The sequence below is a fragment of the Nocardia sp. NPDC049707 genome (genome assembly GCF_040674855.1).
Taxonomy (GTDB): Bacteria; Actinomycetota; Actinomycetes; order Mycobacteriales; family Mycobacteriaceae; genus Nocardia.
This window is the reverse complement of record NZ_JBFANN010000005.1, coordinates 1-26,110: the sequence shown is the minus strand read 5'-3', so window position 1 is coordinate 26,110 and position 26,110 is coordinate 1. Positions and strand designations below refer to the sequence as shown.

Sequence of the window (26,110 nt, the reverse complement as noted above, 5' to 3'; positions counted from 1 at the left end):
CGCGGCTGATCATACCGACGTGGGTCAGGACCCGACGGGTCCGATCAACCGGTTGCGGCGTCGGATTCCCGGTCGACGATCCGGGAGATCCGACCGTCCGCACCGCCGTTCGTTTCCACCCGTAACGGAACCGCGGAAAGTTCCGCGGGTACATCCTCGGCGACAGCGGCGGTGATGAGCACCTGTTCGGCGCCGGCCGCGACCTCGGCGAGTGCGGTGCGTCGGCGACGATCGAGTTCGGCGAATACGTCATCGAGCAGCAGCACCGGTTCGGCGCCGGTGGCGCGCAGCAGTTCGAAGGCCGCCAGCCGCAGCGCCAGCGCGAACGACCACGACTCACCGTGGCTGGCAAACCCTTTCGCCGGGGCAGTGCCGAGCATCAGATCCAGTTCGTCGCGGTGCGGGCCGACCAGGCAGACCCCGCGTTCCAATTCCTTCGGCCGCGCCGCCGCCAATTCGCGCAACATGATCGCCTCGAGCGCCTCGACGTCATCGGGCTGCGGTGCGCGCCCGGGATCCAGGAACTCCGGCGGCAGGCTCGCGCTCCGGTAGCCGATTGTCGCAGGACGTGATTCGGGCGCGATCGACGAGTACGCGTGTGCGAGATAGGGATATAGATCGTGCACCAAGCGCAGCCGCTGGGCGAGCAGCACCGAGGCGTGGGTCGCCAAATGTCCGTCCCACACGTCCAGGGTGCTGAGTTCGGCCTTCGAGCGGGCCTGGCGCCCAGCGGATTTCAACAGGGCCGAGCGCTGCCGCAACACCCGGTCGTAGTCGGCGCGCACGGCGGCCAGCCGCGGCAATCGGGCTGTGCACAACTCGTCGAGGAAGCGGCGCCGTTCCCCCGGATCGCCGCGGACCAACGCGAGATCCTCCGGTGCGAAGAGCACCGTCTGCAGAATGCCGAGGATTTCTCGCGGCCTGCGCACTGGAGATCGGTTGATCTGCGCGCGATTCGCGGCGCCCTGGTTCAATTCGATATCGATGCGCAGTTCGCGGCCCGCGTTCACGACGGTCGCGCCGATCCTGGCGCGTTCGGTGCCGATACGGATCAGCGGCGCGTCCGCGGCGACTCGGTGTGAGCCCAAGGTGGCGAGGTAGCCGACCGCCTCGAGCAGGTTCGTTTTGCCATTCCCATTGGACCCGAGGAAAACCGTTCGGCCTGGGGATAATTCGAGCTCGGCGTGCTCCCAAGACCGGAAGTCGCGCAGTGACAGCGTCCGGATGAACACCTGTCTACTCCGCTCCGGCCGTCGTCATTGCCGTTTTTCGCCGCTGTTGGCGACGAATCGGGCGCAGACCACAACATCTTGGGGTCCATCCACTGTCTGTGGACGGACTGTGGATAAAACGCATCGGCGCCGATGCTCAGCCCGGCAACCGAACCGGCATCAACAGGTAGATGTACGGGCTCTCCAGTGCGGCGAACGCACCCGACTCCGTCACCTTGGGTTCCTCGTCGCTCGCAGGCAGCAGCACCGCGGGACGGCTCGGCGTGGTGAAGCCGAAGGTGACCCGATCGGCGTGCAGCGCGGAGAGTCCGTCGATGAGGTAGCCCGGATTGAACGCGATGGTCAGTGCCTCACCACGGAACTCGGCCTCCAGCCACTCCTCGGCACGGCCCGCGTCATCGCCGCCGGCCGAGAGAAGCAGCCCCTCGCCGGTGAATTCCAGCCGTACCTGGGCACCGCGCTCGGCGACCAGCGCGACGCGCTTGATGGCGTCGGTCAGCGTGGCGACCGGGAGGGTGGCGACCGAGGTGTGCTCCTTGGGGAGCAATTGCCGGAACTTGGGGAATTCCGCGTCGAGCAGTCGGGTGGTGGTCCGACGGCCCCCATTCACGATGCCGAGCAGACCGTCCGCGCCACTTCCGGTGCCGAGCGAAAGTTGTACGGGAGCATCCGATGGGCCGAGCGTCTTCGCGGCCTCCGACAGCGTCCGGGCCGGAATGAGCACCGAGGTCTCGATATCGGTGCGGGCGGGCTGCCATTCGATGTGCCGGACCGCCAAGCGGAATCGGTCGGTGGCCGCGAGTACGACGTGCGGCCCCTCGATCTCGACCCGGATACCGGTGAGCATCGGGAGGGTGTCGTCACGGCCCGCGGCGACCGCGACCTGTCCGACCGCCTCGGCGAAGACATCGACGCTCAGCTGCCCGGTCTGCTGGGGCACCTCGGGCAGCTGGGGATAGTCCTCGACCGGCATGGTCGGCAAGGAGAATTTCGCGCTACCACAGGTGATCAACACGCGGGTGCCGTCGACCGCGACATCGACGGGCTTATTGGACAGCGCCTTGGTGATATCGGCGAGGAGTCGGCCGGAGACGAGCACCTCGCCGGGTCCGGCGACCTCGGCCGCGACGCGCATCTGCGCGGAGACCTCGTAGTCGAAGCCGGAAACGGTGAGTCCGTGCTCGCCCGCCACGAGTAGTACGCCGCCGAGTACAGGCACCGGAGGCCGCGACGGGAGGCTGCGTGCCACCCATGCAACGGACTCGGCGAAATCCTCTCGGGCGACCCGAAACTTCATACTCGCCAGCTCCATCGCCCGATCTGTCCTCTCCCGGTTCCGTGATCTCTGTCGGCTCGTCAGCGTTGATTCTCGAAAAAGGGGGTGCTGTACCTGCCGCCTTGCAGTCTGGCATAGGCGACCGACATTGAACCGTACTCGTCCAGACCAGCTGAACCTAGCCCGACCCTCCGGTTGTTCTGTGTAGCGCCCATGAACCGCGCTCCGAAATATCGAGCAAGGAGAACAGGTGCGGGTGGATCACGCGGATGTGTTTGGGCTCTTCTCCTTGCTTGTCTCGGCGAGCGGTTCGGATGCCGACGCTCACCGATCGACTTTCCACACATCCTGTTTTGAAGAGAGATCTTCAAGAAGAAGAACTGAAGTAGTAGTAGGCACTGTGGAATCTGTGGACTGCGGCCGAATCCGCAGGTCCGGGGGTGTGGCGCGGTGGGGATGACTACTGGGTGACTCGAGGATGAACGAAGGGGGGTTGTGGATGTCGCGGGTTTGTTCACCATTCATCCTCGAGTGCTCCTCGAGTTGTTCCACCTGATTCACCGGGTTGTTCACACATGTGCACCGAATCGTGGATAGCTCGAGGAATCCTCGAGGACTCCACATGGACTCCTCGAGGATTCCACAAGCCCCTGACCGAGTCCGTTGCTGGTCAGGGCCTGTGTATGGCGATGGCTGTGGACTCTGTTGATTCCACCCCTGTTAGCAACGGATCCACGATCATCCGCACAGCCTGTGGACGAACCGGTGCACAACTCGGAGTTTCCTCGAGGACTCCACAGGAATTCCTCGAGGACTCCACAGGGCATAAAAAAGCACCGCCCCAGGTCAGAGGCGGTGCCGGGGTGTTAGTGCTGGTCAGCGCGAACGCTGTTTAATCCGGGCTGTTAGTTCTTGCACTTGGTCGTATACGCGACGCCGCTCGGTCATCTCCTTGCGCACCTTCTTCTCTGCGTACATGACCGTGGTGTGGTCGCGACCGAAGGCCTGGCCGATCTTCGGCAGCGACAGATCCGTTAGTTCCCGGCAGAGGTACATGGCGATCTGACGGGCCTGGGCCAGCGGCCGAGCCTTACCCGGCCCGGTCAGCTCCTCGAGCGTGGTGTTGAAGTATTCGGCGGTGACGGCCATGATCGTCGCCGCATTGATCTCCAGCGTCGCGGTATCCGGCATGAGATCGCGCAGTACGACCTCGGCCAATGGCAGGTCAAGCGCCTGGCCGTTCAGTGAGGCGAAGGCCGTCACCCGGATCAGCGCACCCTCCAACTCGCGGATATTGCGCTCGACCCGACTGGCGATCAGCTCCAGCACATCGTGCGGTACGTCGAGCCGGTCCATCCGTGCCTTCTTGCGCAGAATCGCGATGCGCGTCTCCAACTCCGGCGGCTGCACATCGGTGATCAAGCCCCATTCGAACCGGGTCCGCAGCCGCTCCTCCAGCGTGGCCAACTGCTTGGGCGGCCGGTCGGAGGACACCACGATCTGCTTATTGGCGTTGTGCAAGGTGTTGAAGGTGTGGAAGAACTCCTCCTGGATACCTTCCTTACCCTCGATGAACTGGATGTCGTCGACCAGCAGAATGTCGGTCTCGCGGTAGCGGCGCTTGAATGCCACCTTCCGGTCGTCGCGCAGACTGTTGATGAAGTCGTTGGTGAATTCCTCGGTCGATACGTACTTCACCCGCATGCCAGGGAACAGTCGCTGGGCATAGTGTCCGGCCGCGTGCAGCAGATGGGTCTTGCCCAAACCCGAGGCGCCCCAGACGAACAGCGGGTTGTAGGCACGTGCGGGTGCCTCCGCGATCGCGACCGCCGCGGCGTGCGCGAAGCGATTGGACGCGCCGATGACGAAGGTCTCGAAGGTGTACTTCGAATTCAGGCTCGCCGAGGAATTCGACGGCGCCGGATTCTCCTGCGACTTGGTGAAGTAGGTAGGCCACGAATTGCGGACATTGACGACCGGTTCGTCATCGTGCGCGTTGTCCGAGATCGGCTCGCGGACCGATTCGTGCGCGGCCGCGATGGCGGGATCGCTGCTCGGGCGGGATTCTCGCGCGGGTGCCGCCTCCCGCAGCGGCGCCCGGCCCTGCGCCCGCACCGGTTCCGGTGTCGGCTCCGGATTGAACAGCGACTCCTGTCCGGGCGGTACCGAATCGCGGCGCGGCGGGAGTCCGGATTCGCGCCGCGGCGCGGGCGACGGCTCCTGCCGTTCGCCATTGGTCTGGCTCGGATAGTCCCCGCGGGTCTGGTATTCGTCGGTCGGGTATCCCCCCGCCACTTCGTATCCGGGCACCGGCAGGTACTCCGGTGCCCCCGAGTATTCGGGCGCGGGCTCGTAGTCGGGTGTCGCCGCGTAATCCGGTCCCGCCGGGTAGTCGGGCACCGCCGGGTAATCACTGGGCTGGGCATAACGCGGCGGGGCGTAGTCGTTGCGTCCGGGATAGTCGGGCGCGGGATAGCCGGCCGGACCGCGCCCGCTGTCGCGCCCACGCTCGGGCCGACTCGTCATGCGCGCGTGGCGCGGATTATTGCCGAGACGTTCGGTCGGCTGGTTCGCCGGCGCCGCGATCCGGACGCCGAGGCCCTCGACCTGCGGACCGAGACGACGGCCAAGGGAACGCAGAATGGGTTCGCGCAGATCGCGTTCGATGGCCTCCTGAGCCAACGACGAAGGCACCGAGAGCAAGGCGAACCCCTGCGCCACGGTCAGTGGCTTGACCAGTTTGAGCCAGGCCTGCTGGGCCCGGGACACCGGCGGGATGGCACCATCGGCCGAGCCGGTGGTGAGTTCGGTAACCACCTCCGGCCACACGGTGGCCAACACGTTCTGCTCGTCGTCCATGCAGTTTCCTCCCCGGAAGTAGGCGATAGGAGCAGACGGTCGGATTCTGCGGAGTATCGGCCATGGCTGAGTCGATGTGATTCCGCGTACGTCCGTAACCGGTTCGGACGCAGCCCGGGTCCCCCATCCGGGCGGCGGCGTGGCACCGTCGGCCCTACGAATATGCCACTTCAGGGGTCTTTCCACACAATTATCCACAGATGTGGAGAACCCTGGGGAAATGTGAAACGAGGTTGCGCTCCGCCGCTATACGGCCTGGACCTGCGGTTCTGCAGCAATCTCCTGGCTATGCACCTTGGTCGGTGCGGCGGCCGGCGGCTCGGGGTGTGGACGAACTCACGGTTATGCCCAGGAAGCGATGACTCCGGTGCGGCGGTTCCGAGCAGTCTACGATACGGATGGGCCGAGTTTGACCCGCACTTTGCCGATCAGTACCCTCGTACAGTCACCCCTTGGTGCGGTGGCGGTCCTGTGCTGACCGTGTCGGGTCGTATCGACCTCGTGCGCCAGGACCGACGCGCATCGATGATGACCACCTCGTGATTCATCGCGCAAAGACGTATCACTGACAAGCTTTGGGCGCCGAACGGCGCCCACCTACTGGAGGAGTGTCGACCGTGGCCAAGGGCAAGCGGACGTTCCAGCCGAACAACCGTCGTCGGGCGCGGGTCCACGGCTTCCGTCTCCGTATGCGCACCCGCGCTGGTCGCGCCATCGTGTCCGCGCGTCGCAGCAAGGGCCGCAAGTCCCTTACTGCCTGATCCTCGCTCTCGGACGCTCCGGTGTTGCCTGAGCCGTATCGGTTGCATCATCGTGCCGACTTCTCCCGGACGGTGCGCCGCGGCCAGCGAATCGGGAGGCGAGATCTGGTCGTACACGCGCTCATGCACGGGTATGACGGAACTGTGGGCGAGAGTGGACGAAGAAGCGATGCGGCAGAGGCCGGATCGTTGGTCCGCGTGGGCGGTCCGCGGTTCGGATTGATAGTCAGCAAGGCGGTGGGCAACGCGGTGATTCGACACCGCGTCGCCCGCCGCCTGCGTCATATGTGCGGTCAGGTGATCGCCGAGCTGCCCGCCGATGCCGATATCGTCATCCGCGCATTGCCCGGCGCCGCGACCACCGACTCGACAGAGTTGCTCCGCCAGCTGCGTGGCGCGCTGCGCAAGCTCGATATGATTCGCCCATCCGCTACCGTGGCCGGTGCGGGATGAGTGCGCGCTCCACCGTTGCTCGGCTACCCGCGAACACGGTGATCTTCCTGATCGAGCTCTACCGGACGTATGTCTCCCCCATGCGCCTGCCGGTGTGTCGTTTCACCCCGACCTGTAGCGAGTACGCGGTGACCGCGTTACGCACCCGCGGCCTGTTCGTCGGCCTCGGATTGACGGTCGTGCGATTGGCGAAATGCGCACCCTGGCACCCTGGTGGGTGGGATCCCGTTCCGGAGCGGAAAACACGCGAACGGAACGAGACAGCCGCCGACCAGCAGCCATCGGCGCCACACGCTTGTAAAGGATCACCGCGCGCGGTGATCGGCGATACGAACGACGGGAGTGCATAGAGCCGTGCTCGACTTCATTTACTATCCGGTGTCCTGGATCCTCTGGTTCTGGCATCGGGTCTTCGGGTTCGCGTTCGGCGCGGACAACGGACTCACCTGGGCACTGGCCGTGGTGTTCCTGGTGTTCACGCTGCGCTTGGTGCTCTACAAGCCGTTCGTCAAGCAGGTGCGCACCACCAAGCAGATGCAGGAACTGCAGCCCCAGATCAAGGAGCTGCAGAAGAAGTACAAGAACGATCGCCAGAAGATGGCGACCGAGATGCAGAAGCTGCAGAAGGATCACGGCTTCAACCCGCTGATGGGCTGCCTGCCGATCCTGGCGCAGGTGCCGGTCTTCCTCGGTCTGTTCCATGTGCTGCGTTCGTTCAACCGCACCGGCACCGGTATCGGCCAGCTCAGCATGTCGGCCTACGACAATGCGCATACGCCGAACTACGTCTTCAGCGCCGTCGACGTCCAGTCCTTCCTGAGCGCGCGTATCTTCGGCGCCCCCATCTCGGCCTACATCACCAGCCCGCCGGGCCAGCTGGAGGCCTTCGCCGACTACGGCGGCGTGCCGACCAAGCTGAGCATCGCGCTGGTCTCCATCCCGCTCATGGTGATCGCCGGTCTGGCGACGCACTTCAACGCCCGCGCCTCGGTGGCCCGGCAGAGTCCGGAAGCCGCGGCCAACCCGCAGTCGGCCATGATGAACAAGCTCGCGCTGTGGGTGTTTCCGCTCGGCGTGCTCGTTGGTGGCCCGTTCCTGCCGATCGCCATCCTGCTCTACTGGGTCTCCAATAACATCTGGACTTACGGGCAGCAGCACCTCGTCTTCGGCCGTATGGCGAAGGAAGAGGAAATCAAGAAGCAGCAGAAGCTGGAGCAGCGCGCACAGAACGCGCCCAAGCCTGGTGCGAAACCGGTCAATATCAAGAAGAAGCAGTCACCCTCCGACGCGACACCGGTTGATGCGGATGCCGATGCCGTGGATGCGGTCGACGCGGCACCGTCGACCAACGGCACCGCGAAGTCGCCGACCAAGGCGGGACAGCGGCGCTCGGGCGGGCAGAAGCGGCCGGGCAACCGTGGGCGCCCCAACCAGAAGCGACGGCGCTGACACCTCGCGCGCCTGCGGGATCTCTGAGCAACCCTGTTCGCGTTCTCCGATTGGCGCCGGTCGCCGGTCGCGCGCGATGAGCAGATGAAGAGGAAATCAAATGACTGTTGAAACCGACGGAGGGGACGCCACTGTGGCGACGACGACGATGGTGAACGATGCGGGCGGTCGCGAAGCCGATGCGGGGGCCGACTCCACCGACGCCGCGAACGATGCCGAGGAAGCTCTCATCGAAGAGGGCGAAATCGCGGGCGACTACCTCGAGCAGTTGCTCGATGTGCTCGACTTCGACGGCGATATCGATCTCGATGTCGAGGGTGACCGCGCCGTCGTGAGTATTGATGGCGGCCGTGATCTCTCCAAGCTGGTCGGCCGCGATGGCGAGGTGCTCGACGCACTGCAGGAGCTGACCCGTCTGGCCGTGCAGCAGGCCACCGGAGTGCGCAGCCGGCTCATGCTCGACGTGGCGGGCTGGCGGGCCAAGCGTCGCTCCGAGTTGAGTGCGCTCGGCACCGCCGCCGCACAGCGGGTGCTGGAATCCGGTAAGCCGGAGCCGTTGGCGCCGATGACTCCGTTCGAGCGGAAGATCGTGCACGACGCGGTCGCCGCCGTCGATGGTGTCAGCAGCGAGAGCGAGGGCGTCGAGCCGAATCGGCACGTTGTCGTGGTGCCTGCCTGAATCGTGCACTGTGATTGGATTAGGGCCTCCGGTCTTCGGACCGGAGGCCCTTTTCATGTCTCGGATGCGCTCCCCTCCCCTAGCCCCATCGCCACACTGATCGACTCGAGTTCGGAAGGATGTTTCACGTGGAACGAGATCTCGGCGGCATCACCGCGTTGCCGAATGAGCTGGAGCCCCCGGCCGCGGCCGCGGTGGTATTCGGAGACCGGCTGGATCTCGCGCGTCGGTACTGTGCCGCCCTCGCCGCCGCCGGCGTCGAGCGCGGACTGATCGGTCCCCGTGAGGTGCCGCGGCTATGGGATCGGCACATTCTCAATTGTGCGGTGGTCGGTGAGCTGATGGCGGAGGGCGCCACTGTTGTCGATATCGGCAGCGGTGCCGGACTACCCGGAATCCCACTGGCGATCGCGCGTCCCGATCTTCGGATCACTTTGGTGGAGCCGCTATTGCGCCGCACGCTCTTTCTGAGCGAATTCATCGAGGCGGCCGGACTCGATATGACCGTGGTGCGCGGTCGGGCGGAGCAGTCGGGCGTGCTGAAGGAAGCAGGCGGCGCGGATGTGGTGACCTCTCGCGCGGTCGCTCCGCTGGCGAAGTTGGCGCAGTGGTCGGTCCCCCTATTGCGTGATCATGGACGGATGCTTGCGCTGAAGGGAATCAGCGCGGCCGAGGAACTCGAGCGCGATGGCGAGGAATTGGCGAAGGCGGGCGCGGGGAATGCGACCGTTGTGGAATGCGGCGCCGGACTCGTCTCCACCCCGACTCTGGTGATCAGTGCGGAGCGGCTGCCGCGTGCCGGGCGTCCGTCACGTCGGGCCGGTAGGTCGGCGCGGAAATCGAAGTAGCAGCAGCCGATTCGCGGCAATGTTTCCCGTGAAACGGCGTGTCTGGGCGTCTGTATCTCGGCGGGCTGCAACTCGAAACTTCACGTGACGTTTCGAATCCCATGTCCCCGGCTAGAGAAAACGATGATCCCCATTCCGTCGGGCTCATTGGATGCGAGAGCGCCCAACGTGGGCCACCCGCTCCCTCGGGGCATATTCGATGTTTCATGTGAAACAGAACTTCGGTGTCGGTCCGGGGCTTCATATTTCATGTGAAGCAGCGGATCGGGTGCGTCAATCTTGTTCGCAGCGATGCGATTCGGTACAGATTCGCGTGTCCTTTGCGTGATGCCGCGATTCAGCTTTCTTATCGCGCTGAGTGCTGGCAAGCTAGTGAGCGTCGGGCGTGAGCGTTGTTGCCACGGATGGATGTGGGTGCCGCAGCGGCAAGAGCTTCGCTCGGTCGAGCGGACGCCGCCGTTCCGATTGAGCATCAAGTTCGATCCGACACGGCTAGTGATGACACGGCGTCGAATTCGGTCGGGCGCATGTGATCTGAGGTTCTCGCGTTAGGAGCTGTCTATGTCGAGCGGTCCGGCGAATGTTTCACGGGAAACAGCGTCGCGCGTGCCGGGGATGCTGGACTCCAGCACCTTCGATGCGGAGGCATTTGGAAGCACACCGTTCGGGCACATCTCCCCGAGCGAGACCCCGATAGCGGCCGAAGCCCAACGTGCAAGCCAGATATTGCATCCAGGAAAGGTGACAGTGCCGAAACCGCGCGAGCAACGGATCATCACCATCGCCAATCAAAAGGGGGGCGTCGGTAAGACGACAACCACCGTGAATCTCGCGGCCGCCCTGGCGCATACCGGGATGACGGTTCTCGTGATCGACCTCGATCCTCAGGGCAATGCCAGCACCGCCCTGGGCATCGAACATCACTCGGGTGTCCCGTCGAGTTATGAACTCCTCATCGGCGAGGTGTCGGTGCGGGATGCGATTCAGCGGAGTCCGCACAGCGAGCGCCTGCTGTGCATTCCGGCGACCATCGATCTGGCCGGCGCTGAGATCGAATTGGTTTCCATGGTGGCCAGGGAGGGGCGGCTCAAGGCCGCCATCCAGGAGGCCAATATCGCCGGGTACGACATCGATTACGTCATGATCGACTGCCCGCCGTCGCTCGGTCTGCTCACCGTCAATGCGCTCGTCGCGGCCAAGGAGGTGCTGATCCCGATCCAGTGTGAGTACTACGCCCTCGAGGGTGTCGGGCAGTTGCTCCGCAATATCGGTCTGGTGCAGTCGCATCTGAATCCCGAACTACATGTGTCGACAGTGATTCTCACGATGTACGACGGTCGGACCAAGTTGGCCGACCAGGTCGCCGAGGAGGTACGTGGGCACTTCGGTGATGTGGTGTTGAAGTCGGTCATCCCCCGCAGTGTGAAGGTCTCCGAAGCGCCGGGCTACGGCATGACGGTGCTCGATTATGATCCAGGCTCCCGGGGTGCGATGAGTTATCTGGACGCCGGTCGCGAGATGGCCGCGCGGCCGGTGGTTCGGCCGGGTGCGGCAGAGCGCGCGCAGTGACGAACGAGGAAAGGGTCGGTAACCGATGACTCAGGCGAAGAAGGGCGGACTAGGCCGCGGACTTGCCGCGTTGATTCCGACGGGGCCGGCGGCCACACCGGGGCTCGGTGCCACTTCGGGGCTCGGTGCCACACCGGGACTCGGCAGCGCCGCAGCCAATGTCGTCATCGGCATCGATCCGATCGGACCGCAGCCGGCTTCCGCCTTCCTGCACCGGGTCCCTGACCCCGGCGATGAGCAATTGTCGGATGGTGGTGCGACCTATCGGGAAATTCCGCCGGAGCAGATCGAACCGAATCCCAAGCAGCCGCGACACGTTTTCGAGGAAGACGCGCTCACCGAGTTGGTGCACTCCATCAAGGAATTCGGCCTCATGCAGCCCATCGTGGTGCGTCGGCTGGAGCCGGGGGTGGACAAGTATCAGATCGTGATGGGCGAGCGACGTTGGCGCGCTTGCCAGGAGGCCGGACTCGCGGCCATTCCGGCCATTGTCCGCGAGACCGCGGACGGCGCGATGCTGCGGGATGCCTTGCTGGAGAACATCCACCGGGTGCAGCTGAACCCGCTCGAAGAGGCGGCGGCCTATCAGCAGCTGCTCGAGGAATTCGATGTCACCCATGAGGAATTGGCCACGCGAATCGGTCGATCCCGACCGGTGGTGACGAATATGATTCGCCTGTTGAAGCTGCCGATCCCGGTGCAGCGTCGGGTCGCGGCCGGCGTACTGTCCGCCGGGCACGCTCGCGCGCTGCTCGGCCTCGAGGCAGGCGCCGACGCCCAAGAGGTACTCGCCGCCCGCATCGTCGCCGAGGGATTGTCGGTCCGGGCCACCGAGGAAACCGTCACCCTGGCGAACCGGGATCCGGATACGGCCGCTCCCCCTGCCCCCCGGCGCAAGCCGATTCATATGCCGGGTTTACAGGATGTGGCCGAGCGATTGTCGGAATCATTCGACACTCGCGTCACCGTGAGCCTCGGCAAGCGGAAGGGCAAGATCGTTGTCGAATTCGGTTCGGTCGAAGACCTCGAACGCATCGTAGGCATGATGGAGCAGCAGCTCGGCAAGTGACAGAAGTGGCAAAATAGCCGTGTATTTCCGGTAGGCAGTCGGTCCGGCGTCGAAACGTCACTGTGACGGCGCGGAAACGGCCTACGGAGCGGCTCCTTAGCAACAGCACGGCGACGTGGAATGAGGCGGGTTCGCTTTGATCGCTTATTCTTGCTGGCGAGTGAATGCAGCGTGAGCGTGGATGAATCGGATAGCTGGAGGCTGAGCAGAGCGGTGTCGACCAGCGTCACAGCACTAACCCTGGGCGGACTCGATAAGCTACCCGCGCATGCGCGGCGTTGCGTGTTCTGGGAGATCGATCCGGCCGTGGCCGCGACCTCCCGTGAGTTCAGTGATCCGGTCTTCGAGAAGGAGGCCTGGCTCTCCACGGTCATGCTGGAGTGGGGTTCGTGCGGTCAGGTCGCGAACGTGGACGGCAAGGTCGCGGGGTGTGCGTTGTATTCGCCACCGAGCGCCGTACCGCGTGCCGGCCTCTTCCCCACATCGCCGGTCAGCCCGGACGCGGTCTTGCTGACCACACTGCGGGCCGAATTCCCCTACCAGGATGCCGACATAGCCCATCGCCTCATGACGGCCGTGGTGGCCGATCTGGTGCGTCGCGGCGTCCGCGCATTGGAGGCCTTCGGGATTCGCACCGATCCCCCGGCAACCGCGATGTCGGACCGTTCGCTCGGCTCGATGCGGTTGATGGAGCGGATCGGTTCACCGGTCCGGGATGTGGCCTCGGCCGGTAGGGCGACCGAATGTTCGCCGGAAACCTGCATGATCGAGGCCGACTTCCTGGAGGACGTGGGCTTCGAAGTGGTGGCGCCGCATCATCGTTTTCCCCGGCTGCGTTTGGAACTGAACTCCGATCACGGCTGGAAGGAAGATGTGGAGCGCGCGCTCGATCAGCTACTCGCCGCGGCCTCGCTGACCGTGCCCTTCCGCGTCGGAGCTCCCTGAGACTCAGCACAGATAACGGTGCGCTCCTGCTGACAGTTTCGTCGGCAGGAGCGCACTCGTATCGGAAGTATATTGGTTGTTCGTAATCTATTGATTCAGAAGGAAGTTCGCTACATCCGGTCGGCGGCGGCCATTTCCTCCGCCAATAGTTCAGCGAAAGTGTATGTGCCCGTCGGCTGATCGTCTTGGCCGAGCAGATACAGCCGCTTTACCGAGATAAGGATCGCCTCGGCGATGACATCGCGCATCCGTGGGTTGGTGAGGACCGATGCATCGTATTCGTTTGTGAGATAACCGATATCGACCTGGACGGTCGGCATCTTGGTTAGTCGCAATAGATCCCAGGTGCGCGAGTGAGTTCGGCAGTCCTGCAACGAAGTTCGTGCAACCACCTCGCGCTGGATGAAGCCGGCGAGCACCTGACCGATCATCGATACCGACCCGTGCGAGTTGCCGAAGTGGAAGCCCGCGACACCGTTCGCGGACGGGCTCGGATTGGTCGCGCAACGCAGCGAGATCATCAGATCGGCGTCGAAGGCATTGGAGGTATCGGCGCGCTCGGCATCGGTCGGGTTGGCGCCCCACGGCCGCGACAGGAAGGTTTCCATGCCGGTGGCGGCCATTCGGCCCTCCAGCCTGCTGGCCAGGTCCCAGAGGATCTCCGACTCGTAGACATCGCCGTACTCGGTCGGCACCGCGAAGCCCTTATCCGGGCCGCCGAGGCCGGGATCGATGACGATCCGCTTGCCGGTGAGCTGCGGCCCGGCCCGGTGCACGACCTCTTCCTCGGCGATGCGATGCGGATTGCCGCCGGTGACGCGCGCCCCGAGCAGCTCCAGCGAGCGCAGCGTATCCGGACCGCAGATGCCGTCCGCCGCCAAGCCGATCTCCCGCTGGAATGCGGTGAGTGCCTCATGGGTGTGCGGGCCGAAGTAACCGTCGACGCGGTGCACATAGAAACCGAGGTCTTGCAGCCTGCGCTGCAGCGTTGCCACATCGTCGCCGTAGAGCGGCGCGGAGAGCTGGTAGATCAACGTGCGGGCACCGAGGCGATAGGAGGCTTCCTTGAGCGCGCGGTAGGTAGCCGGTCCGACGACCCCGTCGACTAGCAGTCCGCGGTGCTGTTGGAAGGCGCGAACCGCCGAGTCGAGCTGGCGATCGAAGGAAGCGTCGGTGTCCATCCAGTACTCTCGCGCATCAGCGTGATCTGCTGCGGCGGAGTGCGTATGCAGAAACCCGAGACTTGCCAGGGTGCTCCGAACCTCGGCGACGGCTGGACCGGTATCGCCGTGACGAAGTCGGTGCATGCGTGAGAGCCCTTTCCTTCCGTCCACCCGGGTACCCACTCATGCGAAGGCTCACACCGTCGCACGACCGGAGGTCGGTCGATTGTCTCAGACCCGGACCGGAATTCAGCAATTCCCGGCGTCCAGGCATCCTACGGCGCGTCGTCGAATGACGGCGTTCCTTTGACGAATACGTCAGATAATGCCGTCGAGTTCACGCAACAGGGCGGCTTTGCCCTTTGCGCCGACGATCTGCTTGACCGGCTTGCCACCGGAGAACAGCATCATAGTTGGCAGCGAGAGGATCTGATAATCGCGGGCGACGCCCGGATTGGCATCCACATCCACCTTGGCCACGGTCAGCTTATCCGCGTGCGTGCCTGCGATCTCCTCCAGTACCGGGGCGACCATCTTGCACGGGCCGCACCAGTCGGCCCAGAAGTCGACGAGGACGGGCTTCGCACTGAGCAACACATCCTCGGCGAAGGACGCGTCGGTCACGGTGACCGTGTTCTCGGACATGGGTATCTCCTTTGTTGAATTGCGGCGCTCCCCGGGCCCGTCGCTCGCGCCGCGGGTAGTGCAGAAATAATGAGATCAGTTGGCGGGCACGGCAATCGAGTTGCCGGCGTGATCCAGGGTGTTCGAGGCGATGTCACCTTGTTCGGCCAGCCAACGCTCGGCGTCGATTGCGGCCCGGCAGCCGGTGCCCGCGGCGGTGATGGCCTGGCGATAGGTGTGGTCGACCAGATCGCCCGCGGCGAAGACACCGGGCACCTTGGTGGCGGTCGAGGGGTGCAGCACCTGCACATAGCCCTCGTCGTCCAGCGCCACCTGATCCTTGACCAGCTCGCTGCGCGGGTCGTGACCGATCGCCACGAACAGGCCGGTCGCGGCCAGCTCGGAGGTCTCGCCGGTGCGGGTATCGCGCAGGGTCAGGCTGGTCACGCCGGTATCGCCGTTGACCGCGGCGACCTCGGCATTGAGGACGAACTTGATCTTCTCGTTGGCCTTGGCGCGCTCCAGCATGATGCGCGAGGCGCGGAATTCCTCACGCCGGTGCACGATGGTCACGGTGTTGGCGAACTTGGTGAGGAAGGTCGCCTCCTCCATCGCGGAGTCGCCGCCGCCGACCACGACGATGTCCTGGCCCTTGAAGAAGAAGCCGTCACAGGTAGCGCAGGCGCTGACACCGCGGCCGAGCAGCTTCTGCTCACCCGGGACGTTCAGATAGCGCGCTGCCGAGCCCATGGCGAGGATTACGGCGTAGGCCTGGTACGTCTCGTCACCGACGGTAACAGTCTTGATCGGGCCGGTCAGGTCGATGGCGTCCACATCCTCGGTCCGGATATCGGCGCCGAACCGCTTGGCCTGTTCGCGCATCTCCTCCATCAGATCCGGGCCCATGATGCCGGCACGGAAACCGGGGAAGTTTTCGACCTCGGTGGTGGTCATCAGTGCGCCGCCGAACTGGGTGCCCTCGAACAGCAGGGGCTGGAGTTCGGCGCGGGCTGCGTAGACGGCGGCGGTGTAGCCGGCGGGTCCGGAGCCGACGATGATCAAGTCGCGGACTGCGTTGCTCATGTGACCCTTCCGAGGGGGATTCATTAGACGTGTCGGTCAACAACAGGGTAAACGCAGATGTTCCCGCGCCCGCGCCCGCTTCCTACGATCGGCTGTCAGCCATCAACATGCTGATTTCGGAATTACGGGTAACGGGGTACGTCCAGCACTGTCCACGGCTGGACCGCGGGTCGGCAACATAGCTTCGGTGGCACCCACGATGCCGGCGCAGGTTCGAGGAGGCGGAGGAGTCGCCCACTCGTCAACCGATATCGGTGAGTGCCAACTGCTGCGGATCGTCTGCGCCGCAACCGATTCCGACGACCAGTGCGGTGATCTTACGCGGGCGCGGGCCGGTGAGCAGGATCAACACGGCGTCCTTGCCATGGAAGGTGGTGTTGGTCGAGCCGAGGACGGTGCGGTCCAGGCCGTTGGCGTGGACGCAGCTGTTCAGGGCCGTTGGTGTGCCGAGTGCGCCCGTGACGTCATTGCGACCCAGGGCGCTCAGTACGACGGTGGTGTCGAGTTCGTCACCGAGTTGGACATTGCCGGTGCTCGGCTGGGCGCTGGGGGACACCTCGTGCCCGCGCAGTGCGTCCACGACGACCGCGACACCGGCCACGACCGCGACCACGGCAGCCGCGGCGGCGAGCCAGCGGAGCGCGCGTGTGCGGCGTTGCCGCAGCGGGATGGAAGCGGTGCCGGGTGTGGGGTTCACCGGTTCGGAATCCGTTGCGTCATCGGTGGATTCGGGCCACACCGTGGCCGTTGACTCCGGCGGTGCGGTGACCGAGGGCAGTCGATGGACGGTTGCGACCCGCTCGCTGGGCTCTCGCGCCGCATCCAGACCTTCGACGAACTCCTCCAGCCGGGCCGCGATATCGGCGGGCATGGCGTGGATGTTGCGCTCGTCCCGGCCGAGCGCGCGTAGTTCGGCGCTGACGTCGTCGAGCGAGTTCAGGAACCGCAGGGCATCCGGATCATTGCGAACCACCGGCCATAGCTGCTCACTCAGCTCCGGCGCCAGATTGTCGGCATGGAGATCGGCGAGCAGTTCGGGCGAGAACGGAGGCTGCGGAACGGATTGCGTCGCCATCGCACCTCCGGGTTCTCGAGTCGATGCCCGCCGCACGTCACGGGCACTGCTGTATATCGTCTGGTTGTCCGTCACTATTAATGACGCATCACAGCTACTTCCGGTTCCCCGGATCACGCAGAAATTCCAAACGTTCTCGAAGCCGCAGCCGACCCCGCGCACATCGGCTCTTGATGGTGCCCTCCGGAACGTTGAGCAGCGCCGCTGTCTCCGCGACACTACGCCCCTCGAGCTCCACCGCGACGAGCGCTGCCCGCTGCTCCTCCGGCAGCGTGAACAGCGCGCGGTCGATGACGAGGGACATTTCCAGTTCGGCGATATCGTCCCTGGTGTCCTTCGGTTCCGGCATGGTCTCCGGCGACAGCGATACCGCGCGGCGGGTCTTATTGCGCCGGATCCGGTCCAGGCAGGCGTTCACCACAATGGCATGCAGCCAGCTGCGCACCTCGGCCTCGGCGCGGAAGGTGGCCGCGGTCCGGTGTGCCGAGAGCAGGGCGTCCTGCAGCGAATCGGCCGCGTCCTCGCGGGTATAGGAAGTGCGCAGGGCGGTCTGCCAGAGGTGGTCGTTATGGCGGCGCAGCAATTCGGCGAAGGCATGCCGCTGACCGCGGACATGGGCGTGCAGCAATTCGACATCGGTGAGGTCGTCGGGTACGAACGAACGCTCGTCGAACGCAACAGGCCGCGACTTCCCCCGGTGGGAATCCTCGTTCAGCTCGGACGGCAAAACCAACCCCTTGGACAGCTCTCACGGCGATGACGGACATAGCGACCACCATCGAAATTTCGCAGCATCCAGGATCGAAAAACCAGAACCCGGGGGGCTCCCCCTGCTGTGAGAGCGCGGCTAGATCATATCGTCAGTAAAGATTTGACAGCAACCAGACCAGTCAGGGCTGAATCGGTGCGGTATGCCCGGGGAATCGACACCGGCGGGCGCGATGCGAGAACATTCGCAAGAACATCGGTAACTCGTCGAGCAAGCCCAAAAGTCAACGGGCACTTCACTTAGGACCTGAACGCGGCCCCAGCCGCACTTGCTGGTTCGGCCCGAACACTCGCCAGCGTGGTCAAGCCGCGGCGTCGAAGCGGATTTCGGCGATCGAAGTCTGGAACTGCCCACCGGAATTGCCGAGTCCGGTGATCCATACGAGCACATAGCGGGCCGCCTGATCGCCGTGGACCGGGATTTCGGTGATGCCGTTCTCCAGTCGGGCCGAGCCGATCAGCTGGGTCTGGTCCAGGGTCGGTGCGGCCGTTGGCGAGGTGCGGATCTCGACCGAGGTGCCCGGACTCGGCGATTCGATCGAGACGCTCGTCAGTTTGGCCGGACTCGGCAGGGTGGCCAGCAGCCCGACGCCCTTCTTGAGCGCCGGGAACTGCTGGAAGTACTGATCGGTGCGCCAGACGGTGCCCGGATCGTGATCGAGCACCGCACCGGTACCACTGACATTGTCCGGAGTGCCCTCCGGGGAGAAGACCGACACGCTCGTCACTGGAACCGGCACCCCGCTCGCGGCCGTATCCGTCGTACCGCCGGAGGTGGGTGCGGGCCCAGGTGAGCTGTTCGTGGTGAGACCGATATTGCGCTGCTCATTGAGCGGTGCGTTCGAGGCGCTCGGTGCGAAGACACTGACCATCCACCAGATGATGATGCCGACCACAAGTGCGGCCAGAATGCCGAGCCCCACCATGATCCACATCATCCGCTGCGAGCGTTCCCGTTCCGCCGCAAGCAATTCCGGATCCGCGAGCGATTCCTCGACGCTGTTCGGCGGACGCTGACCGAGGCGAAGCACCGGGATGAAATCGGTCTTCTGATCGACCACCGAGGCCTGTTCGAGCACATGCTGCACGGTCGCCGCGGTGCGCACACCCTTATTCGATTCCAGTGAACGGACCGCGACCGCCGAAATCTCGAACGGCACCTCGGGCCGGATCTGCCGCGGTTCGACGGGGGTGCCATCGGAACCGAAATCGGCGAGCCGCAACCCGCCGACCGTAGCGGCGTTGCCGGTCATGCCACCAGCGCGGATCGGCCAGCGGGCAGTGATCAGCGCATAGAGCATGGCGCCGAGGCCGCGCACATCGGATTGCGCGTCGGAATCGGACAGTGTGCCCGGGAATGCGAGTACCGCATCACCGGTGGCACTGATCCGGACCCGATCCGGATGGTCGATGGACAGCGAGCCACCGCCGCGGTGCGCCAGCTCGGCGGCCGAGGCCAGCGCCCGGATGGCGCGGGCGGCGCCGATGGGCGATGGCACCGTTTCGGCCATTTCGCGCAGCGACCGGCCCGGCGTCCACTCGGCCACCACGATGCCGCCGGAGCTGCCACGCACCACATCCAGCACGCGGGCCAAGCCCGGCGAGTTGATTCGGCCCAGGCGCAGTGTGCGCGACAGGATGGCCTGCGGACCGTCGTGACCGGAGTTGTCGGTGGCCTTCTGATCGGCATCGACGAAGGTGAGCGCGACCTCGCGGTCGAGTTTGATATCGAGCGCCTGCCAGAACCTGAGTCCGCGGGATCCGCCGTGACTCGCGAGCAGCCGGTAGCGGCCGCCCGCTACCGAAGCGCCCGGCATCAGCTTGGGGCCGCGTGGCGTTCTTCGGCCCGCATCGTCCATCGGCGGTAGCTGCGGCGGGATCGGGATCATCCCGGTGTCGTACATCGGATCGCGTTGCGGGGCCTCCAGCGGTTGCTCACCGGATTCGGGCGCCGAATCGTGCTCCGGCGGACCGCTATCGGCACCCTGATTCGCGTATGCGGGATCGGACGCCTCCCCGCCGGGCGGAACATCTGTGGAGAGCCCGCCTGCCTTGGTCGTAGCAGATTCGGCGGCTGGGACGCCGCCCAGCGCCGCGTCGTCGCTCACCCTCGTTCCTCCTTCGCCCTGATATGTCGAAGTTTCGGCGAACTCGCCACCTGTGCTTCTCTGCCGAACAGGGTACGGGAACTCACCCATACCGGTGCTGTCAACGGTATGAGCTCGGATCACGGGTAGCACCATGGTTTGGGCATCCATGTACGGGTCGAAGCCAGGGTATGCCACATACGGCTCTGGCCGCCGGAACACCTGCGTCATGTACTCGTCCTCGACCGGGCCCTCGAGGTCGAGATCGGGGGCGGGCGGGGTGAAGCCGAGGCGCCGGGAGATGGCGACGGTGATCGCGACGATCTCCGGAATACCGGCCAGGCGCATCAGCCCGAAGGCGACCGCGAACATGACGATGGCCGAGATGATCACCCGGATCAGCGAGCCAGGGCCACCGGAGAGCCGGTCGATGCCGAGCACCTTGTCCACGATCAGCATGACCGCGCCACCCGCGATCGAGGAGAGCAGAACACGGGTCACGGTGCGTCCGACATTGACCATGCGCAGATCACCGAGGCTCTGGTGCAGCAGATAGCCGCCGATGACGGCACCGGCCAGGAAGCCGAGTCCGGTCGCGACACCGAGGATGATCACGACCTGACCGCTGTCGCTCGCCAGCGCCGGTGCCAGTGCCGAGAACAGGATCTTGATGGTCGTGATCGCGAGGATGATCCAGGTCGGCGTCCATGCTTGCTCCCTGGCGTAGAACACGCGCAGATGGATGAGCACAAGGGAGTACGGAATCAGCGTGAAGGCCGACCAGCTCACCGCGGTGCCGAGCCGTGCGGCGTCGCCGGTGAACCGCGCATAGCCGAACAGCGCCTCGCCGACCTGCGGACCGGCCAGTGTCAAGAAGGTGACCACCGGAACCAGGGCGATCAACGTCAAGCGGGTCGCGACGGACAGGTCGTCCACGACCGCGGGTGTGTCATCGGCGGCCGCGTTGCGGCTCAACCGCGGCATGATCGCGGTGAGCAGCGTGACACCGAGTACGCCGTAGGGCAGCTGGAGCAGCAGCCAGGCGTTGGTATAGATCGCCGGGCCCGCCTCATCCGCCGTCGAGGCGATGTGATTCGAGACGATCAGACCGATCTGGCTGATCACCACGTACACGATGATGGCCGAGCCCATCTTGCCGAACTGCTTGAGTCGCGCGTCGACACCCCACAGCGGTCGCAGATCGATCTGATTGCGCTTGATCGCGGGCAGCAGGCTCAGCGCCTGGGTGGCCACACCGAGGGTGATGCCGCCGCCGAGTACCAGCAGTTTCGGATCGCTCATCCGGACCGGATCGAGCGTGATCTCACCCGGGGTGAGGGCATAGAGACCGAGCACGACCAGCACGACGACGTTGTTCAGCACCGGTGCCCAGGCCCCGGGTTTGAAGTTCTGTCGGGTATTGAGAATCGCCGTGAACAGTGCCGACATGCCATAGAACAGGATGGCTGGCACCAAGAGATAGGTCAGCGCCGTGGTCAGCTCGGTATTGACCTTGCCGTCCGAGGAGACGAAGACCCGGGTCGCCAGCAGCGGCGTCGCAGCCGCGGCGAAGAGCGTAGCCGCGGCGAGTACGGCGAAGGCGGCGGTGACCAGCCTGCGGGTGAAGGCGACACCGCCGTCCTCGTCCTCTTGTTCGGCGCGCACCAGTGTCGGCACCACCATTGCGGTCAAGACCGCGCCGAGGACGAGCTCGGTGATCATATTGGGGATCAGGTTGGCCGAGGTGTAGGCACTGGCGACGGCCGGGCCGAGCGCGGTCAGCAGCAACAGCTGTTTGCCGAAGCCGGTGACGCGGCTGATCAGGGTGGCGATCGCGATAGATCCGGAGTCGCGCAGCAGGCGCGAACCCGCGTTTTGTTTGGTTTCGGTGGCGACCGCGCCCGATGCGGGTGCGGCGGGCCATTCCTGGGTACGCGGCTTGGCCCCTTCCCGAGGAACGGGATGGTGCTGCGGTGCTACCGGTTGCCGACGTTCGACGGGTTGCTGATGCTCTACCGGCCGCTGTCGTTCGATCGGTGGCTGCCGCGTCACCGGGGGCTGTGGCGGTGGCGTCTGATAGCTCGGTCGCGGCGCCTGATAGTTCGGCGGCGGCGCGAAACGCTGGGGCGGGACCCGAGGCGGTGCGCCCGGCGGTCCCGGCATCGGCCGCGGCCGAGCCGGACCGGGCTGTTGCGGCGACACCGGGTATTGGCGCTGGCCCGGATGCGATTGCTGACCTGGATGCGGCCGGGGTTCAGGATATTGCTGCGGGTCCGGATATTGCTGGGGACGCGGCGCCGGTCGCTGCGGCGCCGGTTGCCTGGGCAATGCGCCGGAGGGTGGCGCCATCGGACCGGTGGGCGGCTGCGAGCCGCGCGGGGTCGGACGGGGCGGCGGCATCGGTCGCTGCGGCTGACCGGGACGGCTCACCTGCGGTACGCGCGGCGAATCGCCGAAACGTTCATCGGGAGTCATCTCCGCGTCCTCCGGTCCTGCCGGTGGCTGCGCGAGCGGGCGTTCCCAAGGTGCCGAAGGCGCCCGGCGGACCGGGGGTCCGTCGGGCCGATCAACAGGTGGTTGCCGATGAGCCGATAGATCATCGTCGCTCATCGTGCCTCCTGCGTCATGCCAGCCCCCGTCGCCGGGCCGATGCCGTCCACGGTGTTACGCGATCGTCCTCCACGATGCCATGAGTGGGTGTCGGGTCGGTATCGATCGGCGACGGCCGACTGCTTGCCGGGCGACCGAACGAACACAGCGACGACAGTCGAGCACGAGCGAAGTGTCCTCGTACTCATCCCACCTCCTGCTGCTCCTGCTGTAGTACGCGCCTGCGCGCACGTCGGTACCTGTTCACCCGGCGCCGGGTGCCTGGATCGAAACCCTCGTCGGCCGGATCCGGCTGTCCGCGGAACCGACGCCACAACCGGCGCCCGGCCAACAGGAGCAGCAGTATTCCGGCACACGCCGTAATTATTGCCAAGGTCTGACCGTAAGCGTTCGAACGCACCGAGACCGAGGTGGGATTGCCGAGTGGGACACCGTCGGACGTGGTAAGGGAGATCGGAATGACCAGGTTACGGCTGTCGGTGACCTCGGTCGGGATCTGGAACGACCGACTTCCGGTGGGAGGCAGCGTCTCCTCACCCGGATCGGTGATCTTTGTCTCCGCCGGCGCCTCGATCCGGAATCGGACCCGGATGGCGACCGGCAGATTGTTGCGCGCGACCAAGAGCAATGGGCTCTGTTCGGAGGCCAAGGTGTACACCCCACCGGGCGGCAGCACGGTGACCGAACCGTAGAGCCGGTCCAATGTGCGGGTCGTCTGGTCGAGCCGGCGCTGGGCATAGGTATCCGGCTGTGCGGAATCGCCGGAGCGCCGGTCCGACAGGGTGAGCACGCGCAGCAGATCGTCGCGCAGCGGGGTCAGATATTGATTCGGTGTCGGCTCGGCCGCGGGCACCTCGACGAGCGAGCGCATGAGATCGGTGATCCGGCGGGCCTGGTCGTGGACCGGCAGCAGGAAGCTTTCCGATACCGCGTCGTGAGCGGCCTGCGGCAGATAGTCGGGTTCGTAGGGCTGTGGGTCGGGCGATTCGGCGACCAGCTCGGGGAGCGCACGCGCAGTCGCGAGGTTATTGCGCAGCAGCAGGTCGACCTGTTTCAGGATCGCGGTGGCCTCTTCCCGGTTCGCGCTCCACTGCTGCGGCGGAGCCAGTAAGAGCGAGCGCGGGCGGTTCGGCTCCGGGTTCAACGCGGTCCAGGTGATGGCGCCTAGTGCGTCCTGTAGGCGGGCCATCCTGGAGTCGTTGGTGACGTCGTAGCGGACGTGTGCCGGGGTGAAAGACGGGGTGGGCGGGTTGGAGCCGACCGCGGCAAGGGCGGTCGCGGACCAGATATCGAAGGTCGCCGCGTGCAATGCCGGATCGGTGGGCGTGGGCTGGGCGCTGGCGGGCGCCGGGCTCGTGGTCGGGGCGGAGGTGCTTGTGGTCGGTGTACCGATGGCAGACGGGGTCGGTGGCGCGCTGGTCCGCGGTTCCGGTATCGGCTCCGCGGTGACGGGCACCGGGGCGATCTCGGCGAGCCGGACCACATCCGGCGTGCTCGTCTCCGGCAGCGGCGGACTCGAGCTGCTCTGGTTGGCGGAACTCTGACTACCGATGCCGGCGTGTCCGGTGGTGATCGGCTGCGAATACGTCCAGGTACCGGCGGTGCCAAGCGGGACGGTACCGGTATCGGCCAGTACGGCGGTCCCGAAACCGTGGCCGCGCAACAACATTCCCGCGCTGTCATCGATACTGCCGGAATCCGGGATGCTCACCCCGCGCACCGATTTGGTGGCCAGAATCGAATCGACGATCTCGGCGGGTTCGTTCAGCGCCCGGGTGGACAGCTCGGGATCGTTGACGGCGGCCAGTGCCGTGACATCGACCTGCGCGAACGGCAGCGCGACCGTGCAGGTCGACGCGGCGACCGCGCGCAACCGGTCCAGCCAGGTCCGAGCCTGATCGGCGCCGGTGCCCGCCCTGGTCGCACCGTCCGGATCGGAAGGGCTGGCCAGCACGCGATAACCCTTGGTCATCGCCTGTGCGGTAATCAACAGATCGGGATCGATCGCGACACAGACCGCCGAGGTCAGCGTCCGATCACGACTGGCCTGATTGGTGCCGAGCACCGATTCCAGGGCCCCGAGCAATTGATCCAGCCGCCCGCCCTTGCCCAGCGATGCGGCCAGTTCGTCGTCGGTGAGCTCGGCCTTCCCATTGAGTGGGCCGGTGACCCCGGCGACCAGTCGGGGACGGTCGGCCAGCGGCCACAGCAGAGTCGTCGCCACCGGGGTATCGGGAGCGGCGGGTATCGGCGAACTGCCGTCGACGGCGGCCGGCACGCCGAGCACCGGAAGCAGGAACCGCGCGTCGTCGAGGCGGGCCTGAGTGCCATAGGCCGGTTCCCCGTTGACATTCATCAGCAGCGGATAAACGCCCGGCTTGGTGATATCGAGCGACGCCGTACCGCCGTTGGAGCGCAACGGGATGCTGATCGTGAACTGTTTGCGCTGGCCGGGACTCAACCGATCGGCGATATCTTCGAACGGACCGGTCAGATCGTAATTGACCTGGTCCAGACGTAGGGTCGAGCGCAGCCCGCTCGGCGTCGACACCGCGGCGGCCCGCTGGATGCGGACACTGATGTCCTGCACCACCCGATCGCCGATATTGGTGACGGTGCCCGCGACCGTCAGCGTCGGATCGCTGGTGGTGGTCACCGCGGACGGATTCACCGAATCCAGGGTCAGCTTCAGGAATTTCGGCGACGACGAACTATTCGGCGTCGTCGGCTGGGCGGCGACGGGCTGGGCGAGCAAGACCGGAACCGCCGTCGCCGAGCCGAGAATGGTCAGGACCGTCGCGATGATCCGGAACAGGCCCACCCGTCGCCCGGCCACCACCCCCCACGGAATCGCTGCGCGATGCCGGAAAGTCTGGGTCATCGCTTGCCGGTCTCCATCCGGTCGATCATCCGGTTCGCCACTTCGGCCAGTCGCCGCTCGTCGGCATAGGCGAGCCGAGAGTCCAATTCGCTCAACGGAACCCACGCGACCTGCGTGACCTCGACGTCGGCGTCGGAGAGCTCACCACCGATGGAACGCAGCAGATAATGATGCACGGTCTTGTGTACCCGGCGACCCTCGGTGACGAACCAGTAATCGATGCTGCCGAGTTCGGCGACCACGATCCCATTGATTCCGGTCTCCTCGGCGACCTCCCGGATCGCGGTCTGCTCGGGCGTCTCCCCCTCTTCGATGTGTCCCTTGGGCAGCGACCACAGCAGTCTGCCACGCCGATCGGTTCGCCCGATCAGCGCCGCGCTGCGTTTATCGCTCGGCCCGTCCAACCCGTCGACGACGAGTCCACCCGCCGAGGTTTCCCGTACCGTACGCATGCGCGGTTTTGCCGCGTTGGCGGCCGAACCGCGGCGCCGGGGCTGGCGGCGTCGACTGTTCGCGCGATCGGCCGGAGACACCACGCAATCCTACTGTGCTGAATTGCCGTGCCTCCGGCGCGGCGTGCTGTGTTTGTGGCCGCGCGGGCGCGGCGTGTTCGCGGCCCCCTTCTGTCTCGCGTCCGAGCCGTCGAGACTCGCGACTTCGTCGCATGCGCTTCGACGAC

At 65.5% G+C, this 26,110-nt stretch carries 20 protein-coding genes; 9 read left to right on the top strand and 11 right to left on the bottom strand.

Annotation, left to right across the window (positions count from 1 at the left end; all coding sequences use genetic code 11):
* Positions 1-44: 44 nt before the first annotated feature.
* From recF to dnaA, 3 genes are all read right to left on the bottom strand, one after another.
* Positions 45-1,232, bottom strand: coding sequence for a DNA replication/repair protein RecF (gene recF / locus AB0J29_RS07195; protein WP_364780671.1), 1,188 nt, complete (start codon positions 1,230-1,232; stop codon positions 45-47).
* Positions 1,233-1,368: 136 nt separating this feature from the next.
* Complete coding sequence (dnaN, locus tag AB0J29_RS07190; protein WP_364780667.1) at positions 1,369-2,544, bottom strand: DNA polymerase III subunit beta; 1,176 nt, start codon at positions 2,542-2,544, stop codon at positions 1,369-1,371.
* 840 nt (positions 2,545-3,384) lie between these two features.
* Positions 3,385-5,367: a chromosomal replication initiator protein DnaA gene (gene dnaA, locus AB0J29_RS07185; RefSeq protein WP_364780664.1), complete on the bottom strand. Its 1,983-nt coding sequence runs from the start codon at positions 5,365-5,367 to the stop codon at positions 3,385-3,387.
* A 617-nt stretch (positions 5,368-5,984) separates the two neighbouring features.
* Here dnaA and rpmH point away from each other — a divergent pair.
* The 9 genes from rpmH to AB0J29_RS07140 all read left to right on the top strand — a co-directional run bounded on the left by rpmH (position 5,985) and on the right by AB0J29_RS07140 (position 13,140).
* A complete protein-coding gene (rpmH, locus tag AB0J29_RS07180) occupies positions 5,985-6,128 on the top strand; it encodes a 50S ribosomal protein L34 (protein WP_084483849.1) in 144 nt (47 codons plus the stop codon).
* 21 nt (positions 6,129-6,149) lie between these two features.
* Entirely contained in the window at positions 6,150-6,581 is a 432-nt protein-coding gene (gene rnpA / locus AB0J29_RS07175) for a ribonuclease P protein component (RefSeq protein ID WP_364780660.1), read from the top strand.
* Positions 6,578-6,931, top strand: a complete 354-nt coding sequence (gene yidD / locus AB0J29_RS07170; RefSeq protein WP_364780657.1) for a membrane protein insertion efficiency factor YidD — start codon at positions 6,578-6,580, stop codon at positions 6,929-6,931. Before rnpA ends, yidD begins: the two co-directional genes overlap by 4 nt.
* A gap of 4 nt (positions 6,932-6,935) precedes the next feature.
* The gene (gene yidC, locus AB0J29_RS07165) at positions 6,936-8,030 is read left to right on the top strand and encodes a membrane protein insertase YidC (protein WP_364780653.1); all 1,095 of its coding nucleotides are present in this window, start codon (positions 6,936-6,938) and stop codon (positions 8,028-8,030) included.
* 148 nt (positions 8,031-8,178) lie between these two features.
* On the top strand, positions 8,179-8,709 hold the full coding sequence (locus AB0J29_RS07160; RefSeq protein WP_364781188.1) for a protein jag: 531 nt from the start codon (positions 8,179-8,181) through the stop codon (positions 8,707-8,709).
* A 119-nt stretch (positions 8,710-8,828) separates the two neighbouring features.
* Positions 8,829-9,557, top strand: a complete 729-nt coding sequence (gene rsmG / locus AB0J29_RS07155; RefSeq protein ID WP_364780650.1) for a 16S rRNA (guanine(527)-N(7))-methyltransferase RsmG — start codon at positions 8,829-8,831, stop codon at positions 9,555-9,557.
* Positions 9,558-10,118: 561 nt separating this feature from the next.
* Positions 10,119-11,126, top strand: coding sequence for a ParA family protein (locus tag AB0J29_RS07150; RefSeq protein WP_364780647.1), 1,008 nt, complete (start codon positions 10,119-10,121; stop codon positions 11,124-11,126).
* 25 nt (positions 11,127-11,151) lie between these two features.
* Positions 11,152-12,195, top strand: coding sequence for a ParB/RepB/Spo0J family partition protein (locus AB0J29_RS07145; RefSeq protein ID WP_364780644.1), 1,044 nt, complete (start codon positions 11,152-11,154; stop codon positions 12,193-12,195).
* Positions 12,196-12,408: 213 nt separating this feature from the next.
* Entirely contained in the window at positions 12,409-13,140 is a 732-nt protein-coding gene (locus tag AB0J29_RS07140; protein WP_364780641.1) for a GNAT family N-acetyltransferase, read from the top strand.
* Between the two features lie 110 nt (positions 13,141-13,250).
* Here the strand turns inward: AB0J29_RS07140 and AB0J29_RS07135 are convergent, their stop codons facing one another.
* The 8 genes from AB0J29_RS07135 to AB0J29_RS07100 form a co-directional block, all read right to left on the bottom strand.
* On the bottom strand, positions 13,251-14,447 hold the full coding sequence (locus tag AB0J29_RS07135) for an N-acetylmuramoyl-L-alanine amidase (protein WP_364496987.1): 1,197 nt from the start codon (positions 14,445-14,447) through the stop codon (positions 13,251-13,253).
* 174 nt (positions 14,448-14,621) lie between these two features.
* Positions 14,622-14,948: a thioredoxin gene (gene trxA, locus AB0J29_RS07130; RefSeq protein WP_364780637.1), complete on the bottom strand. Its 327-nt coding sequence runs from the start codon at positions 14,946-14,948 to the stop codon at positions 14,622-14,624.
* Positions 14,949-15,023: 75 nt separating this feature from the next.
* Positions 15,024-16,010, bottom strand: coding sequence for a thioredoxin-disulfide reductase (gene trxB / locus AB0J29_RS07125; RefSeq protein WP_364780634.1), 987 nt, complete (start codon positions 16,008-16,010; stop codon positions 15,024-15,026).
* 241 nt (positions 16,011-16,251) lie between these two features.
* Positions 16,252-17,085: a hypothetical protein gene (locus AB0J29_RS07120; protein ID WP_364780631.1), complete on the bottom strand. Its 834-nt coding sequence runs from the start codon at positions 17,083-17,085 to the stop codon at positions 16,252-16,254.
* Positions 17,086-17,179: 94 nt separating this feature from the next.
* On the bottom strand, positions 17,180-17,713 hold the full coding sequence (sigM, locus tag AB0J29_RS07115; protein ID WP_364781185.1) for an RNA polymerase sigma factor SigM: 534 nt from the start codon (positions 17,711-17,713) through the stop codon (positions 17,180-17,182).
* 442 nt (positions 17,714-18,155) lie between these two features.
* A complete protein-coding gene (locus tag AB0J29_RS07110) occupies positions 18,156-22,550 on the bottom strand; it encodes a lipid II flippase MurJ (RefSeq protein ID WP_364780629.1) in 4,395 nt (1,464 codons plus the stop codon).
* A 184-nt stretch (positions 22,551-22,734) separates the two neighbouring features.
* On the bottom strand, positions 22,735-25,431 hold the full coding sequence (locus tag AB0J29_RS07105; protein ID WP_364780627.1) for a DUF6049 family protein: 2,697 nt from the start codon (positions 25,429-25,431) through the stop codon (positions 22,735-22,737).
* Positions 25,428-25,964, bottom strand: a complete 537-nt coding sequence (locus AB0J29_RS07100) for an NUDIX hydrolase (protein ID WP_062981726.1) — start codon at positions 25,962-25,964, stop codon at positions 25,428-25,430. Before AB0J29_RS07100 ends, AB0J29_RS07105 begins: the two co-directional genes overlap by 4 nt.
* Positions 25,965-26,110: the final 146 nt, after the last annotated feature.

What these genes read in the sequence shown, in the direction of transcription:
- dnaN (WP_364780667.1), bottom strand. Translation starts at nt 2,544, where the DNA reads ATGGAGCTGGCGAGTATGAAGTTTCGGGTCGCCCGAGAGGATTTCGCC.
- dnaA (WP_364780664.1), bottom strand. Translation starts at nt 5,367, where the DNA reads ATGGACGACGAGCAGAACGTGTTGGCCACCGTGTGGCCGGAGGTGGTT.
- yidD (WP_364780657.1), top strand. Translation starts at nt 6,578, where the DNA reads ATGAGTGCGCGCTCCACCGTTGCTCGGCTACCCGCGAACACGGTGATC.
- AB0J29_RS07160 (WP_364781188.1), top strand. Translation starts at nt 8,179, where the DNA reads ATGGTGAACGATGCGGGCGGTCGCGAAGCCGATGCGGGGGCCGACTCC.
- rsmG (WP_364780650.1), top strand. Translation starts at nt 8,829, where the DNA reads ATGTTTCACGTGGAACGAGATCTCGGCGGCATCACCGCGTTGCCGAAT.
- AB0J29_RS07150 (WP_364780647.1), top strand. Translation starts at nt 10,119, where the DNA reads ATGTCGAGCGGTCCGGCGAATGTTTCACGGGAAACAGCGTCGCGCGTG.
- AB0J29_RS07145 (WP_364780644.1), top strand. Translation starts at nt 11,152, where the DNA reads ATGACTCAGGCGAAGAAGGGCGGACTAGGCCGCGGACTTGCCGCGTTG.
- AB0J29_RS07135 (WP_364496987.1), bottom strand. Translation starts at nt 14,447, where the DNA reads ATGCACCGACTTCGTCACGGCGATACCGGTCCAGCCGTCGCCGAGGTT.
- trxA (WP_364780637.1), bottom strand. Translation starts at nt 14,948, where the DNA reads ATGTCCGAGAACACGGTCACCGTGACCGACGCGTCCTTCGCCGAGGAT.
- trxB (WP_364780634.1), bottom strand. Translation starts at nt 16,010, where the DNA reads ATGAGCAACGCAGTCCGCGACTTGATCATCGTCGGCTCCGGACCCGCC.
- AB0J29_RS07120 (WP_364780631.1), bottom strand. Translation starts at nt 17,085, where the DNA reads ATGGCGACGCAATCCGTTCCGCAGCCTCCGTTCTCGCCCGAACTGCTC.
- AB0J29_RS07110 (WP_364780629.1), bottom strand. Translation starts at nt 22,550, where the DNA reads ATGAGCGACGATGATCTATCGGCTCATCGGCAACCACCTGTTGATCGG.
- AB0J29_RS07105 (WP_364780627.1), bottom strand. Translation starts at nt 25,431, where the DNA reads ATGACCCAGACTTTCCGGCATCGCGCAGCGATTCCGTGGGGGGTGGTG.